The 16,565-nt window shown below is 41.1% G+C and carries 10 protein-coding genes; 1 reads left to right on the top strand and 9 read right to left on the bottom strand.

Features of this window, described 5'->3' with window-relative positions; all coding sequences use genetic code 11:
* Nucleotide 1 precedes the first annotated feature (1 nt).
* The 9 genes from LXF01_RS17035 to LXF01_RS17075 form a co-directional block, all read right to left on the bottom strand.
* Nucleotides 2–2,107 carry a RecQ family ATP-dependent DNA helicase gene (locus tag LXF01_RS17035; protein ID WP_233945507.1) on the bottom strand — a complete coding sequence of 702 codons (2,106 nt, stop codon included), beginning with the start codon at nt 2,105–2,107 and terminating at the stop codon, nt 2–4.
* A 71-nt stretch (nt 2,108–2,178) separates the two neighbouring features.
* The gene (gene pglX / locus LXF01_RS17040) at nt 2,179–5,670 is read right to left on the bottom strand and encodes a BREX-1 system adenine-specific DNA-methyltransferase PglX (protein ID WP_233945508.1); all 3,492 of its coding nucleotides are present in this window, start codon (nt 5,668–5,670) and stop codon (nt 2,179–2,181) included.
* Nucleotides 5,671–5,716: 46 nt separating this feature from the next.
* The gene (brxC, locus tag LXF01_RS17045; protein ID WP_233945509.1) at nt 5,717–9,397 is read right to left on the bottom strand and encodes a BREX system P-loop protein BrxC; all 3,681 of its coding nucleotides are present in this window, start codon (nt 9,395–9,397) and stop codon (nt 5,717–5,719) included.
* 41 nt (nt 9,398–9,438) lie between these two features.
* Nucleotides 9,439–10,014, bottom strand: a complete 576-nt coding sequence (locus tag LXF01_RS17050; protein WP_004281985.1) for a DUF1788 domain-containing protein — start codon at nt 10,012–10,014, stop codon at nt 9,439–9,441.
* A 16-nt stretch (nt 10,015–10,030) separates the two neighbouring features.
* On the bottom strand, nt 10,031–10,642 hold the full coding sequence (locus LXF01_RS17055; protein WP_121523422.1) for a DUF1819 family protein: 612 nt from the start codon (nt 10,640–10,642) through the stop codon (nt 10,031–10,033).
* Between the two features lie 10 nt (nt 10,643–10,652).
* Nucleotides 10,653–11,519, bottom strand: a complete 867-nt coding sequence (locus tag LXF01_RS17060; protein ID WP_121523420.1) for a WYL domain-containing protein — start codon at nt 11,517–11,519, stop codon at nt 10,653–10,655.
* A 120-nt stretch (nt 11,520–11,639) separates the two neighbouring features.
* On the bottom strand, nt 11,640–12,659 hold the full coding sequence (locus LXF01_RS17065) for an HNH endonuclease (RefSeq protein ID WP_233945510.1): 1,020 nt from the start codon (nt 12,657–12,659) through the stop codon (nt 11,640–11,642).
* Nucleotides 12,652–13,236: a class I SAM-dependent DNA methyltransferase gene (locus LXF01_RS17070; protein ID WP_233945511.1), complete on the bottom strand. Its 585-nt coding sequence runs from the start codon at nt 13,234–13,236 to the stop codon at nt 12,652–12,654. Before LXF01_RS17070 ends, LXF01_RS17065 begins: the two co-directional genes overlap by 8 nt.
* A 78-nt stretch (nt 13,237–13,314) precedes the next feature.
* Nucleotides 13,315–14,949 (bottom strand): HNH endonuclease, encoded by a 1,635-nt coding sequence (locus LXF01_RS17075; protein WP_233945512.1) that lies wholly within the window; start codon nt 14,947–14,949, stop codon nt 13,315–13,317.
* A gap of 582 nt (nt 14,950–15,531) precedes the next feature.
* On the opposite strand from LXF01_RS17075, the gene LXF01_RS17080 reads away from it, so the two are divergent.
* Entirely contained in the window at nt 15,532–16,281 is a 750-nt protein-coding gene (locus LXF01_RS17080; protein ID WP_233945513.1) for a metallophosphoesterase family protein, read from the top strand.
* The last annotated feature ends 284 nt before the right edge of the window (nt 16,282–16,565 follow it).

Below are 16,565 nucleotides of genomic sequence, written 5' to 3' on the forward strand. Positions count from 1 at the left end.
TTTATTCACCTTGATCTTGCTGCGCTGTACTCGTTAGAGCAATAGGATAAACGGCTTGGACACCTGCTCGTCGCAATAATGCGGCTGTTACCGTAAATGTCCACCCAGAATCTACAGCATCATCTAAGAGTAATACGGGGGTTGCAAAACCCTGTGTCGTATCAATCTCAAATGCACCATCTAAATTTTGACTTTGTTTAAAGCTATTTTGCATCGTTTTCTGAGGGGGGCGAACTGAAGTCATTCCGATAGCATCTTTACAGGGAATCCCTAATTGGGCTGCCAACCGGTATGCAAAATCTTTAACCAATTGAGGATGACGAAGCGATGGGACATAGCTCAACCATTGAGGTTTTTGATCAAATTGCATTGAGTTGATCATTTTGACCATCGGTGCCAAAAGTTCATCACTAAACTGCCCTTGCTTTTTACCCTCAGCGACTACATCACCCCAAACACCATCCTTCCAACGAGAAAGTGCTAAACCATCAGATGCCTGTAAACTTTGATCTCTGAAAGCAAACTGAAATTGAGGAAATGCTTCTCTTGCCACAGAAGAAGACCGTGCGAACTGCTTTCTGGCTTTAATTTTTACATAACGCATTTTTACAAATTCAGCGGCAGCTAATACAAGTTCACGCTTAACATCAGAGGATATTTGATGCTTAGGCACACAGTTCATGCAGTTATCACAGTTATCAGCTAATGGATCATCTAAAGCTAAAGTGAGCTCTTTCATCAAACAGGATTTAGATTGATGATAATCTGTTAACTGTTTCCATTCTTGCTCTTTGACTTGGGATACACGTGCAATACGATCATAAGGAAGGCTGTAATCTTGCTCGTTTCGACAATATTTATTTTGAGCATCTTTATAAATTGGTGATGGTGATTCAACACTTAAAAATTTTAAAACCGCTTGAATTCGACTAAATTTCAAATTCGTCTTCGATTCAATATCATATAACTTTAATCCACCACATTTTTCAATCGCATCTAAGATTTGTTCAATCTCTTCTTCTTTTGGAAAAGCATTTTGAATAAAGTAAGACTGAATCTCTTGCGTTTCAGCTCCATTCATCAGTATCCCATAAGCGTGATCTATGCCACGCCCAGCACGCCCAACCTGTTGATAATATTCAACGATACTGCCCGGAAGCTGAAAATGAATCACAAAACCTAAATCGGGTTTATCAAATCCCATACCTAATGCAGAAGTCGCCACCAGCACTTTTATGCTATTTGACAATAAAGCCTGTTCTAACCGAATTCTTTCTTGATCATCAGCACCACCATAGTAGCATGCTGCTTTTATACCATGATAGTTGAGCCAATCCGCCAAAAGCTCACTATCTCGTACTGTTTTGACATAAACGATTCCTGTTCCTTCAAGCTGAGGAATTTTTTCGGCTAACCAAGCCATACGTTCAACTCGGCTACTTGTCGGTATATTTTGTAAATACAATGAATTACGTTTTAAATCGCCACGAATGGTTTGTAGATACCGCCCTAACTGCTGATTAATATCGGTAATCACACGGTGATTGGCTGTTGCTGTTGTGGCAAGTATCGGCATATTGGCAGGCATATGCTGTAATACGCGAACAATACGGCGATAATCCGGCCTAAAATCATGTCCCCAATCTGAAATACAGTGTGCTTCATCCACCACAAATAACCCAATATTGGAAATGATATGACTGAGTACATCTTCAATCATTTCATCATTGGCTAATTGCTCTGGAGAAATAATCACTGCATCGACATTTTGATTAATAATCTGCTGTTTTGCAGAATGATTTTGATCTTGGGATTGAGATGAATTAATCGAAACGACTTTAAGACCAAGCTGTCCTGCACGTTCAATCTGGTTACGCATCAAAGCAATCAGAGGTGAAATAATAATGGTCGGGCCTTTACCTTGCATACGCAGTAATTTCGTCGCAATAAAGTAAACCGCACTTTTTCCCCATCCTGTCTTTTGCACAACAAGCAGTTTGGACTGATATTCCACCAGTTGTGAAATGGCTTGAAACTGTCCATCGTGGAATTCAGCCGCAGGATTCCCCGTCATTTCCCGTAACAATGCTAATGCTTGATCTTTCATGTCTAACCGTTGTTATAAAGTCTATATCTCTAAATTTATGAAGAAAGAAGTGAGTTATTCCCCCCTCTTCCTCATGTTATCGCTTTCACTTCAGCCAACAAGTCCCCAAACTTGCCGTAGTTCACTTTCACCCCATCATCTAGATCCAGTGATATACGCTGATCGGCATAATGACGCAGTTTTTCTTCAAAGCTACTCAGTTCAGCTTGTTGCTTATGTAAATCTTGCAGTTTTTTCTCGATACGTTTGATTTCAGCCGCAGAGTCGCTATTTTCTTTAGCATTTTCCAGTGAGTTAGCAAAAGCAGCCATTTTAGAAATGAGTGGCATCACGTATTCGGTACGCATACGTGCCAAGGTACTTTCATTATAGCGGTGCAAGTACACCAATGCCTGGAAAGCCCCTTGCTTACCACTGCTAAATAACCAGTAGATCGGTCGCTTTTTATAGGTCTGCATATGGTCTTTATAAAACTTGGTGGCGAAGTAACGGCGAATGGTGTCTTCCGCGGTTTCATTGACTTTTTTATCTAAGCTTTCTGCGAGCCACTGCATATTGGCATCCAGTATGTCTTTGCCCCAAACGACAGTTAAGAACTCTTGGATACGATGGGTTGCGTCATCTTCAAACCAGTGCATTTCGGTCAGTGGAATAATGCCATCCGCATCGGCTGGGAATTTCAGATAACGACTGGCATCAAAGTCTTGATTGCCTGCATGGGCATAGATCAAGCCCGGTTCATCTAGACTATAACGCCCCATCATGCAGCCAAGTGCATAAGAAACTAAACGCTGGCTGTCCTTTTCACGGTCGGCACGGGTTAATGTGATTTGCTCATCGGGGACATCTGGGGTCAGCTCATCCTGTAAACCATAAGCATCAATAAACAACTTGTTGTTTTCTTCTTCAAGACGTTTCATTTCAGCCACGGCGTCAGAGTTTTGTTGCTGCCAGGTATTAAAAGCTTGCTCTAAATTAGATTGCTGGGTACGAATGATTGGGTTTTGAGTAAAGTCCCATGAGGTTTCATAGTTGTCCCAATCATGTTTAGCTAACATTACTAATGAGTCAATCTTTTTTTCTTCAAAATTCGGAAAGGTTTTAACCGGTAATTTCCTGATTTCACCAGCTTGATAATTCAAAGTTGGACTAAACATCTCCAAATAGTAGCTTGATACCTTAGATAATAAAAATGATGTTATGAGAAACAAATCATCATCATTTTTTGTAAAAGCTGTTGGACAGGCTGAATTAAAAACTACACCGATCGGATCTACCCTCATAGAAAAAAGAGAAGAACTAATCCGAGTCCAACTAGCTCCTTTTTTAAAATAGTAGTTCCTTGAAGGTAAATGATTTCCTTGATTTTCAAGAAGTTTATAGCTTTCTTTATCAAATTTTAATACATAGTCAAGATTACCATACCATTTTTTAAAAATCCCTCCCTTTGTATGAGGTACATATCTCATCAATGATTTATGAAAATCTTCGATATTCGTATAGTTGAAACCAATTAGATTGAAATTAATTTCACTCCAACTACGAATAAATTTTTCATTATCCCCTGTATCTAGACCGACACGCGGCTCACAAACTTCTGAAAATAAATTAGCTGTTTCAAAATTACTCAATCCTTGTTCACTCACCCAATAAGCTACTGGACTACCTGGAATTTTCTTAAAATCGCTTACTGAAGCATAAAAACATTGAGATAATTTAAAGGTAGTATCTAATTCCTCATTTGAAGAAACACTACCCTGCTTTTCAAATAGTCTTTTATATGCTCCTTTGTAATTTAAAAGCGGAGCCTTTTGAAATATAAACGCACAACTTCCAAAGTCAGATCCAAACACGCCGCGACCGTTATGGCTCATCGTTTGTAAATTTGTTTTTTCAAACAGCCATTCTCTTAAATCTTCATAACTAGACAAAAACATCCAGTTAGGAATTGTAATCATGCCAATTAATGCACCCGCTTTAGATAAAGAAGAATTTCTAACCATAAAACAGGTATATAAATCACCTTTTGCAACTTTATAATTCTTTTCAATGTATTTTTTTAGCGTAGGCACATAAAATTTACTACCCATATACGGCGGGTTAGCGATCACGGCATCATATTGCTTAGCGAGTAATTTAGCTTGCTGTACTAAAGGCAATAACTCTTGTGCTGACTGCTGCGCAAAAATATCCCCTGACGCTAATGCTGTATTCAGCTTGGTTTCTAAATCAGACAGCTTTTTAGCGAATGCTTGAGGGATTTGAATCAAAGAACCAAAGGTCGAAGCATGTTCAAATAGGTCTAGCAGTTCTTTTAAATCGGTCTGAGCAATACCAGTACTTGCCAAATCCTGACTGAATGCATCCAAACGTTCTGGCTGACTGTCTTGTAACGCAATAATATTCAGCTTCGGTGGATTGCTAAATAAACGGCGGTCATCTTCACGCGCTTTCATCAGCAATGCAAAACTCGCAAGCTGTGCTGCACGGGTATCAATATCAATGCCGTATAGGTTCTTTTCTAAAATCAAACGTGGAATATCGCGGCTACGGTAACCACGTTCTAAGTAAATCGCTTTGAGGCAATCATAGGCTTCCACCAGAATATGCCCCGAACCACAGGCCGGATCCAGCACCGTAATACTTTCAGGGTTTAAAGTATCGCCATCTTCACTGATACGGACATTAATCAGCTGTTTTAACTGGGCATTGACTTCATCGGTTTGTTCCGCTGGCTGAATATAGTATTCCCACTCACTGGCAAGCTTACTATCAGGCTGTGCCATCAGCCATAAACGACCAACACTATTCTGTACCAGATATTTCACAATCCAGTTTGGAGTGAATAATTGTGTCGCTGCAGGAATGTCTTCACTCTTGACGACTTTACCAATCACCTGATCTTTCTTTTCAGAAATATAGAACTGATACAGCCAGCCAATAATCTGTACATCCGACCAGTCTTCTTCCGGAATGCTGCTGACCAGATCACGAATCAAGGAGTCGGTTTTGGTCAGGTTATCCGGTAATAACAGTTCAGATTCATCAGACACCTGTTCGAACAGGAGTGGCATCACCTGATTCAACGCATGACACTGCGCCAGTAACAATTCACGATAGAGTTCTTCGTCTTTATTACCATCCAGCTTTAACTCAGCTACACGGCTGGTATTTAAACCTGGTAACTCAATATCCAGACATTCTTCCAGAATCTGTGGCAAGCCGGCACTGCCATCGGCACTGCTCAGTACACGACGTCCATGATCGAGTAAGCCTTTGCATTCCATGTAACGAATGGCACAGAGACGGTTAAACCAACTGTAAGCGATATAATCAATCGTCTGCTCAAAGCTAGTTGCTTGAATACGTTTGATCAGCTTGTCACGTGGTTTCATGACTGATAGCGGAAAAACCTGATCGCCAATCAGCAGCAAATCCCCTTTCTGTTCTGCCGGTAAAATGCTATCTGCGCTGATGCCATATTTGGCCGCCTGCTTGCGCATCGCTGCGATAAAATCGTTACGTGCTTGCGGTGCGTATTTTTTAATATTACTGGTATTCATCTTTAAACCTTTGATTAATGACTGATGCCGATATCCCTAACCCGAGTTAGCGGATACGCACACGCTTTTTGTCACTCACGATTTTTTTCAGTTCAGCTTTGAGTGCGTCTACGAACTGATCCACTGATTCTTCTGTTTCCAGATAGACACTGCTGGAGGTTTTGCTGTAAATGCTAGCAACATCAACTTCTACCACTGGTTTCGGTGGCACTACCGCGATCGCAGGCTTTACAGGACTCGCAGCAGGTTCTGATGTTGCTGGGCTGGCGGTGGTTGCAGTGTTGGTTACACTCTCTGCTTTGCTCTGAGCCAGTTGTGCCGCTTTGGCCTGACGCTGGATTTCCGCCTGAACTTCGCTTTCCAACTCATACAAGCCTTCATCAAAACGCTCCACGGCGGTTTGGGTTTGCAGCATATAGATGGTGGACAGGCTAGTTTCCACTTCAATATCCGTTTTCAGCAATTGCAGTGGACGCAGTAGCTTGTTACTCAGCTCAGCGGTGGCAATACCACTGTTTTTAATCTCGGCTTCTAACTGTTTGATCTTGTCATCAATGTGTTCTATCGCCTGATTGCGCTTCTCAGTCAGCAATTGCTCATTGACGCTTTCCACTGTGCGCACCAACTCTGCCACTTTATTTAACAGGCCATAGGGCGATTCAAGAGTGGCAATACGATGTAATTCAGACAGGGCTTTTTTTGCCACCTCATCACTGCCCAGCGCCTGTTTGTTTTTCTCAAAATGACGTAAGGCCTGTTGCAGTTGTTGCCAGCTTGGCATCTGATTACTGAAGAACTCATGAATGTCACGATAATCTTCTTCCAGATCCAGATAGTCGTCCTTGTTCTCGACCACGGCCTTAAAGAAATCGAAGCTGTCGCTATTCGCCAGCAGACGTTCCAAAGTCAGAATCGACTTTTCAATCACTTTCTTGCCCGGGAACTGCCCAACATCAGTTTTACTCTTATACGACTTAAAGTTGGCTAACCAAGTCTTAAAATGCTGCAAATAGAATTCAAACAGCTCTTTTTCTGTCGCTGGTCCCATGGCCGAGAACAGTTCTTGGGTCAGTTGGCGTGCCTGTTTCAATACCTGATCATCAGTCTGGCGTTTTTTAATGATCGACACATCACGGCGACGGCGGCTGTTTTGTAAAGGCTCAAAGGCATCTTTTAACTGTAAGCTGCCGCCATTTAACTGCAGAGAAATCCGACCCATTGCCGCCAGCTGACCTACTAGCAGTAAAATCTCGGCATCTGGCCAGCCATAAGGACGTTTGGCAAAACGATCCACCACATCCGATACCAGAATACGTTCGGTACCGGTTGCACGCAGCGAGATGTATTGTTCGACATCCTGCATGGCTTTTGGATTACTCTGCCCACCATTCAGTGACAGGCCTAACTGCGCCATATCATCCACAGTCAAGACGGCGTTCAGTTCACGCCAGGCATCCTGCTGATAGGCCTGCAAATAGCTCAGTTTGGTATAAGTGTTTTCCAGCAAATAACGACAAGCCTCATCCAGCTTGGTGGTTGGACTTGAAGATGAAAGTTGTAGATGTTGACCCAAGGCATAACTTTCCGCGTCCAGCAACATTTCTTCGACCCGGGCACGCAGGCGTTTTTTACGCTCCTGATTCTCACGACCACGGTCTGCCAGAATACGGCTGATATCGGACTGAGTGCCATCATCATTTAAACGGATGAATTTATTGGTTTTCAGCCATGTGCGCAGTTCATTAAAGAACTGTTTATCGTCTGCCAGTTTAAATAGCACCTGCCCTTCGGCCTCGGCGCTCTTACCAATGCAGAAAGCTTCTGTGTAGAGGTTGTATTCCGTATCCAGTGGAGAAATGATTTCAACTTTCAAATCGCTCTCATACTTGCCATCCAGGCTATGACCATCCAGAAAACGACCAATCTGATAGTCCATCTTGTTGGCTTGATGGCGGTATTTGTTCTGATCGCGCAGTAAATCTTTAAAGATTAGATTAGCTAACTCTTTATTTTCTTCTGAAGCCGCTAAGTCTGTGGCTTTAATTTTACGGGTGATATCGCGTTCTTCATTGGTCAGGAACAGGAACTCATCGCCATTCCTAGTAATCAGGCTCTCTTTTTCCAGACGTAGTAGGCTTTCTTCAATCCGCTTGCGTAATGCCAGCTTATCTTCATCAATTTTCTCAATCGACAAAGTCACCAGGTTATCCAGCGTACCTTTGATGATATCGACATAGCGGATCATGAACAGGGTACGCAGCATCTGCACATCAAAACCATCCAGGGTCTTATTCTGCCCTGCCTGGTCGATGGTACGCTTCACTGCTGTATCCAGAAATCCTTCCACTGAAGTATAGAAACGGTGGAAAGGAACCAGGGCACCGACTTCATCTGTAGCAATCGCATTCGCGGCCATCTGGAACGCATCCAACATGGACCGTTCACCATAGGCCAGGTGTGCACCGGTCGCACCTACCTTACGGATTTCTTCAAATACTTTTTGCACCAGCTGGAAATGGTACGGCGCAAAAGGATAGTTATGGATAAAGCTGTCTGGACCCTCATAGTTCTTGAGTGTTGGGCCTGAACGGTCAAAGGTGATCTGGTTTTTTAAGATATCGCCCTTTTGCTCAAACACCGATCTGAGCAATGCTTCAGCTTCTGGGGTTTTACGTAATAAACGTTTCTGGATGACTTCATCGGTATTGGAACTGGACAGTGATAACCGGGTTTTAAAACGTCCAGCAATCTTGGAGAAATCATTGGCTTTGGAAGAAGACATCTCACCTAAAACAGCATCGATGTCTGCCTGCGAGGTGACGATAATCCAAGCGCGGCCTTTACAGATCGTACCCAAGTTTTCAGTAATGGTTTGCAGTGTCAGCATCAAGCGGGTATCGCTGCCAATAAACTGCCCCACTTCATCGACCAAGAACAACATGCGTTGCTGGGGTCCTTTGCTGTCCAGGTATTCTTTCACCCACTGACAGAAGTTTTCCACCGAAACACTAAAGGTCTGCTCAGAATCCTCAAACCATTTATGCGCTGCTTCTGCTGATAGATTCAGTGCCTGAGAAATCGCAGTTTCGACATCATCCTGATAGAACTGATAGCCGTCACGCTCCTCTAGCCAGGACATGCCGCTAGATTCCTCAAACGCCTGTTTAAAGCGCTCATACACCCCTTTCTGGCTCAGGTGACGTTCCATATGGGCAATATGTGGATGGTCAGCACTAAAACCCTGATACTCGTTAAACACACGTAAAAACACATTCAGGATCGGATTGCCATCATCATTGGAGCTGGCTTTACTGTCGATGTTAAACAAAATGACATCAGCATGATGGCTGACGGCCTTGCCAATATCCGCACGGATAAACGCATCACGGATTTTAGTTTCATCAAAGAATTCTGCGGCGCTACGCTCGTTACCTTGCGCATCGCGTGCCACTTTATTGGCCAGAATATACGACAAGGTTTTCAGGAAGTGTGATTTACCTGAACCAAAGAAGCCCGAAATCCATACGCCGACACGGTTGGCAATCGAAGGATCGCTTAGGTCTGTGCCATAAGACTGGAAAAAGTCCCGAAAATGCTTTTCCAGTTCATTGGTGACCACATACTCATCGAGTTCCTGATAAACCGTAGTATTGTCATTCTGGTCTGCTTTTACGACCCCGTTAATCGCACGATCTAATGGCTTGTAAAAAAGTTCTTTAATGTTCATCTCAATCAATTTCCCCGAATTTTTATTTCTATTTGCCGTGTTTAAGGCACTAATCTGAATGCTCTGTAGTAATTATTGCTTGGAATTTTTCCAAATAAACTCATCGCTTGACCGTCGTAATAACCTGGGTAAAACAGCACCACTGGCTTATGCCCCAGTAACGAATGCAAACTGTTCAATAAGTGATGGGCACGTAACAGTGGCCAAACCGACCCTACCCCAGTCATCAACACAATATCTTGTGCATTGGTGGCATATTTACTCACCAGATAGGGCGCGAACTTATCCATATGCAGTGGGCCTTTCAGCGCTTTGAGCAGCGCCTCATCGCCTTTGGCTTTTTGCATTTGAATGGCTTTATCGATGAAGTTACGCTCAGCCAGATAATCCACCACGGCTTGCAGCAGGTTGATATTCACCACCTTCAGCTGACTGTGTTTTTTCTCCAGCATCCCGTCTAGAAAATGCAGATATTCGCGCACTTTCAACTCATCTTCAGGTGCATAATCAAAAATCCAGAAGCCAATTTCATTGCCCAATCCTTGTCCAGTGAGAAACTCGGTGGAAAGTATTCGCTCTGGAATCTGGTTCAGACGCTCATGTATTTTTTGACTCATTGCTGCCCCTCTACAACTAACGCGTCCATACCGACACTTCCATAGATCTTTTAATGCGTTGTTTATAATGTTCTTCCAACAGGCTACGCAGCTCTGCTCTGACGATCACGCGCTGCAACTCCAGCTTACGGGTACTTTTTAAGTAACCAGCTTCTGCCAGCATGCGAAACACCACCTGCCCCATTTTTTTCTTGCTGGACTCTTTCCAATCACAGATATCCGGATCACGTTGTGAGCGTTCATCCAAAAAATCTGACCAGATATAACTGTCCAAGTATTGCGCCTGAGAGATATAGGCATCCCTCATCACCGTTTCCATAAACTCAAGCAGCAACAAGTTGCGTTCCAATGCACCACAAAAAGCCACCTGAGTCGCCAGCTCATCATCCCCATCACGCAAAGCTTTCCAGAAATCAGGCTCTAAGCGCTCCAGACGCTTACGAATAGCGGTGGCATTGCGTTGAGCTGAAGCAGGCGTTCTTTTTTGTAGAATATTGTCAATCTGAATGGCCTGATGCCATTGTTCTGGAGTCGCTTCTCGTAATAACAGATCCGCGATCAGCCGGCTTTCACGCACCATCAGGGAACCGCCAATCAGGTCACTGTCATAATGAAATTGCTCTAACATGGCCAATCTCCTATGAAGCTTGATCAAACAGATAAGACGACAGCTTTTCGATATCTGAACGTTGTAACACTAAGGTATATTTCAAGGCATCTTCCGCCTCAGCCAGCGTGATCGCGGCCTGATATCGCTGCAAAGTATAGTGAGCCAGGGCTTTTTTCACCGGAATCTGTAATCTGCCATCAGGCATGCCGAAGTCTTTTTCGACCAGCGCTTTTTGAGCTTCATTCAATTTTGGATTAGGGATCAGCGTCAGTACAATTTCTTCATGCCATTGCTGATCCTGAGCAGGGTCTACTGACTCAATCGCCACCACAACAGGTGTGCGATCAATTCTGGAGAGTAAAAAGTCCTTAAACTGCTTGCTCTGATGGCAATAGGCACGGACATGCCAGCGAAAACCGGTATACACCAGGGTATGTGGGGAAATCATGCGTTCATGCCACTGCGGATTCTGCATGGAGGCATAAATAATTTTGAGACAGCTTTGTGTTCGACAGGCACGCAAAACTTCCCGAATCACTTCAGGACGTACACTGCGATCAGGTAATTGAACTGCTGCAAGATTCGGTTCTGGTGTCGCAATCAGGGCATGCGATTCACTAACCAAACCTGACAGCATATTGAGATATTCATTGATATGCGCTGTAGTCAGTACAGGCTGGAAGCTGGCCTTAGGCACATAACCCTTGACTGAGGGATCATGAATCAAGGCATCGGGGTTATACAGCGTATTATAGCGCTTGATATCCGCAGAAGCCTGCTGTCGACTCAATCCAAACCAGCTCATCAAACGATTGGTAACCAAACGACCTTCCCAGTATGCAAGGAGTTCAATGGCTCTCATTCTGAGAAGGACTTCATGCTTATCTGTCGTCATATACCAATCAGTCAATAAATAGTAGTTTTAAGATTACCCCATAGCAAATGTACAGTAAACATTTTTTACGGTATTTTTAAAGCAATTGGATTTTTAGTCTAATCTCAGGGGAGCCATGATTTATTTGCTATTTTCCCCCATCCACATTAAATAATTATTTTCTTTCCCTTGAGCATATGCCCACTCCGCCACTTTATGTGACCGCTCTTTATCTGTTAAAAAACCGAGCACTGATATCCGATCCACAATAATCAAATCCTGTTCTTCATTACGCTCTTGCCATTTATAAAGAAATTCATGTGAGGCCAATAGATTGCTTTTCTTAGAATTACAGCGGGAATCGGCTAACACAAAGTTATGCCCGGTATCTGATGGATACATTGACCAAGGAATAAAATGGTCTACGGCGTAATTATTCTTTTTCATTTCCTTATTACAGTAAAAGCATCTGCACTCCTGCATCTCTACCAATACTGTAGCAACTGCATTAAGCTGATTTCGGCTCGGCTCAAACATAAATTGCTCAAGGTTTGGTAACTTATTCAAAATCTCGGCATTACTACTATTTCTACGAATATAATCAATCCAGCGCTTCTGACAGAGTTCTTCAATAATTTCACTAAATTGTCGTAAGCAATACATGACTTGCGGTAATAAAATTAATTGCTTCCCTGATTGCTCAAGCCGGTATAGAAACTCAAAGTTTTGTCCATTGATGTTTTGCAGATAACGGACTGGCATGTCTTTTACAGTGCGAGCGACATCTTTAACTAGCTTCAACCACACCAATGAATCTCGTCTTAACAGTCCAAGGGATGAGTAACTCTGACGAAGCCCAATGATTCGATTTACAATCGCTGCTTGCTTACCATTATTTTGATTTAAGATCAGTTGGCCTTCATCATTAAAGGTATATGGCACTGCTTGCTTCCAATATAGCTCGATAAACTTCTCAGCAATATCCGTATATTCGAGTGATAGACTCTCACCTGAATCTTTACCTTTTTCAATAGCTAATCGGCTTAGGCTAATCAGCAACGCAAATTTATAGGTGCTACTAAAACTACCCGACTGTAAAATCAGCTGAATATTTTTTAAGAATTTAAGTTGTTCTTGTGCAGCAGGAATAAAGTCAGGCATGTTTTTTCCAAAGTACATTCAGCCATTTTTCTTGTCGATCAGGTCGCTGATCTACTGTAATCCACTGTTTTAATACCCTAACCCCATTCAACTGGTCTAACAATTCCTGAGCCTGCTCTTCATTTAAGTCAGTAAACGCCCTACCGCCTTTTTCTCTATCTGATGTTCCATATTTAAAAGACATATAGCACACACCGCCACGGCGTAATGCAGCATGAATACGTTTTAAAACATTAGGGAGTCTATTACGAGCACAATGTAGTAAAGAGGCACATGCCCATACCCCATCATAAACATCGTGCATATCAAGCTCATAAAAACTTTGCTGCTGAACAGCGATACCAGTCAGTTGGCTCGCTCGTTCGACCAATACTTCAGAATAGTCGATAGCATCAACTTGATAGCCTTTATTTTTAAAAGCCAAAGTGTCACGCCCTGAGCCACAGCCTAAATCCAGGATGCGTGCAAAATCTGGCAACTCAGCTAAAAATGGTTGGTATAGGCTTTCCATATCCACATACAACGTGGCTTGTAAAAATTGATCTGCGTATTGGTTGTAATAGTCTATTGTTTTCATATTGGTTGCTTAGGCTAAACACTGATCCCAGTCTACTAAAAAACAAAAAGATAAGGGAGCATTTGCTCCCTTATCTTTTTAGTCAAATAAATCTGCTCTTACTTCTTCCAAAGCACGATCTGACTTAAAACGATTACATATCGGGTGAATAATTGCTCCATTTTCTAAAACACCGTAACCACCTTCTGCTTTCGATTCTCGATGATCTACTTCAGTCGATTCAAGGTATAGAGCGCTATCACATACTTCGCAATAGCTCCATGTTTTCCTTTCCTCACGTTGATAAAGATTTCTTTTGGTCGCGAGTGAAAAATTTAGAGGTTTTTTCTTTTTTGTTAGTCTTACTGATTTCACAAAGCTCACAACATCATCCACAATGGTCTCATCATAATCACCACCAAAACGTTCAAGGTAAAAATCATTAAAATTAATATAATCAAATGATTGACTCATCGAAAGAATGACGGTGTTCAAACAAACTTCATCTTCGAAATCTAAATCCATATTGAGTCCAATACAGATAAATGCTTGATAGACGTTTTTCAATCGCTCATGTGATCTGATCCCGCTACCAAACTTACCGACAGTTTCTTTGATCGCCACAGGAATTTTTTCAATTAAACTTTCAACACCACGGCGTGCTCGAGTAAATCCAATAAAATCTATCTTTTTATTCTGTATTTCAAAACAGTCTTCTTGAATTTCAAAGACGATAGAGAACCAGGCCAAAAAGGATGTCATTTGAAAACGATTATCTTTATAAAAATATAGTTTTGGGTGTAAGCCCAGACTTGGAATCCGAATACTAATTGCTGGTGTAGCGATACGACACAGCACAACTCTAAGTTTTAGCATTAAATTTTCTACACGCTGACCTTGGTCTATACTCACAGTATTCTGACTAGTATCACCAAACATGATATTCAGGAGTTCATTGACCAAGCCGATTTTTTTACCGTGTGTTAAATCAGGCTCTAAAAGTATTATCTTAAAAAGATGATCATGAATTTGCTCACCCAAAGTGATCACTTCATTTATCCGCTCGTAATTCAGTTCAGCCAAGTTGGATTTATTATCGTTTATATAACAACACGCATAAATCACATAAAAAGCATCACTCCCCCTATTTTGTAAATGATATTCTTCATCTGGATCTAACCGTTTCGTATCTGAATTGATTGAACAAAAGGCTTTTCGAGCTTCCTCAGGTGTCCCAATGACTTCAATAAAATTAATTTTGGTTGATTTTAATTTTTGCTGAAACTCAGAATCGCTACATAACTCTTGAAAATCAGCTAATCCACCTAATCGATTACGAATCTGACGAATATCTCGTTTTTGTGGTGCCGTGAATTTTGGGGCTCCTGCTACTTGCTCATCAATAAAGTATCTTTTGATCCAAGCATAAATGATTGAAATCCTGTGCCCACCATCGATAATATAAATATTGCCAGTGGCATCTTTCCAATAGCGAACGCATAAATTGACATTACGATCATTCAAACATTTTAGAATAAACTTCTGAATTTCAGCACGGCTCCAACACTCTGTGGAGCGTTGATTGTCTGCCTTATATAGTTTTTCTAGAATCTCATGGTTGGCGAAGTCATAAAGTGATATTTCAAAATTATTGTGCAGATTTGAGTGTGACATTTCGTCAAGCAGCATCATTTTTCTTTGAATAATATTGGTTAAAAGCTTAGTACGAGCCATTTTATTTTCTCTAAGCAATACTTCTCTAGATCTCGTGAGATTACGAAATTAGAAGTAATTAAAATTAAAATCAGTGATAAATGAATTAAAAACTCATTAACTCAGAAGTATCTTTTTGCTAGAGAAAAAACAGATAGAAATAATATAAAGACGCATTTTAAACCTCGTTGATAGATTGTCGTTTGCCAATATCCTTTCCACGAGATGGAGGCAAACCAAATAGGGTGTGGAAATACCGCTCAACGAAACGGCCAGTCAAAGACTGCCCTACCTGGCTTACCATAAAAGCGCCATGTAGACACAAAAGAGCCACTAAAAGCGACTCTTTAGTTCGTTGAGTAACAGGTTTCCACGCCTGGTCACAGATTTTGCTGTAACATCTTTATCTTATGTGCATAAATTCAAATGGTCAAATTTTATGATCGATATTTCTTCAATTGATTCAAAAATAATTACCTATATTTTTTAGAGGCTTAAGAATACAGATAAGTATCTTATAATTTCTACAATATTTAGTTGCTGTAAACTGATCGCAATGAAACTCTATATATTTAAGCAGCGTGATTTAATAAAGGAAGTAGATTGAAACTGCAAATTTTATCTGATACTCATAATTCTAAATATTCAATATCAGAGCAAGCTGATGTCATTATTCACGCTGGCGATTTTTCTAATCGCTTAAGTGGTGCAATTGAGTTTGCCGAAAAATGTAAATCTCTGAATAAAAAATTTATCTTTGTTTTAGGTAATCATGATTACTACAGCTCTAACTACAGTACAGTCGTGAATTTCTTGAAAGAAAACTACCCAAAAAATGCACTACTTGATGACAACCATATCAAAATTCAAGATAAAATATTTGTAGGTGGCACGCTGTTTACGAACTTTCGCTCCAATTCACCACTTACATCTCCTGAGGTACTTTTACAGTCCCAAAAAGATGCTGAACAATCGATTTATGATTTTGATCAAATCATGATTAGTGATGAAAATAGACCTATAACCGCCGATGACTACATAAAACTATTTAAAAAATATCATCAAAATATTTTGCAGTTTAGAGGGCAAGATCATGTGATTGTTATTACGCATTTTCCACCTCATTTAGCTTGTCTTGATCCTTATTGGGGTACGCACCCTGTTGCATCAGCCCTCAATCCCTATTTTATTAATGACCTAGATGTAAAAGGGTTTAAGTTATGGATTGCAGGACATACGCATACATCAGTGGATACTGTAGTCGATGGATGTAGATTAGTGATCAATCCTTTGGGTTATCCGCCAGAGCAAGGTAAAAATGGGTTTAGAGAAAATTTGATCATCGAAGTTTAAATAGATATTTTTTCTGAAACCTTTTTAAAGCATCAGATAACTCGATTTTAAAATTGTCTGCAATATTAATGATGAAGCATTAGTCCTATCAAAACCTAAAATAAGTGTCGTCACATGTTTTTTGGTACTCAATAGTGCTGTTAGGACTTTTAAGCTTTAGCTCATAGTTAGAATTAGTATAAAATTACATAACACCATTAAAGTTATATGGCAAAATGAGAAGACCGATCGATTTTAAAAATATTGAACAAAGATCACGCCCAATTATTGAAGTTATACCTATG

It is taken from the genome of Acinetobacter sp. SH20PTE14 (assembly GCF_021391555.1).
GTDB lineage: Bacteria > Pseudomonadota > Gammaproteobacteria > Pseudomonadales > Moraxellaceae > Acinetobacter > Acinetobacter amyesii.

Excerpts from the sequence above, each read along its gene's own strand:
- LXF01_RS17035 (WP_233945507.1), bottom strand. The coding sequence starts at position 2,107 with ATGAAAGATCAAGCATTAGCATTGTTACGGGAAATGACGGGGAATCCT.
- pglX (WP_233945508.1), bottom strand. The coding sequence starts at position 5,670 with ATGAATACCAGTAATATTAAAAAATACGCACCGCAAGCACGTAACGAT.
- brxC (WP_233945509.1), bottom strand. The coding sequence starts at position 9,397 with ATGAACATTAAAGAACTTTTTTACAAGCCATTAGATCGTGCGATTAAC.
- LXF01_RS17050 (WP_004281985.1), bottom strand. The coding sequence starts at position 10,014 with ATGAGTCAAAAAATACATGAGCGTCTGAACCAGATTCCAGAGCGAATA.
- LXF01_RS17055 (WP_121523422.1), bottom strand. The coding sequence starts at position 10,642 with ATGTTAGAGCAATTTCATTATGACAGTGACCTGATTGGCGGTTCCCTG.
- LXF01_RS17060 (WP_121523420.1), bottom strand. The coding sequence starts at position 11,519 with ATGACGACAGATAAGCATGAAGTCCTTCTCAGAATGAGAGCCATTGAA.
- LXF01_RS17065 (WP_233945510.1), bottom strand. The coding sequence starts at position 12,659 with ATGCCTGACTTTATTCCTGCTGCACAAGAACAACTTAAATTCTTAAAA.
- LXF01_RS17070 (WP_233945511.1), bottom strand. The coding sequence starts at position 13,236 with ATGAAAACAATAGACTATTACAACCAATACGCAGATCAATTTTTACAA.
- LXF01_RS17075 (WP_233945512.1), bottom strand. The coding sequence starts at position 14,949 with ATGGCTCGTACTAAGCTTTTAACCAATATTATTCAAAGAAAAATGATG.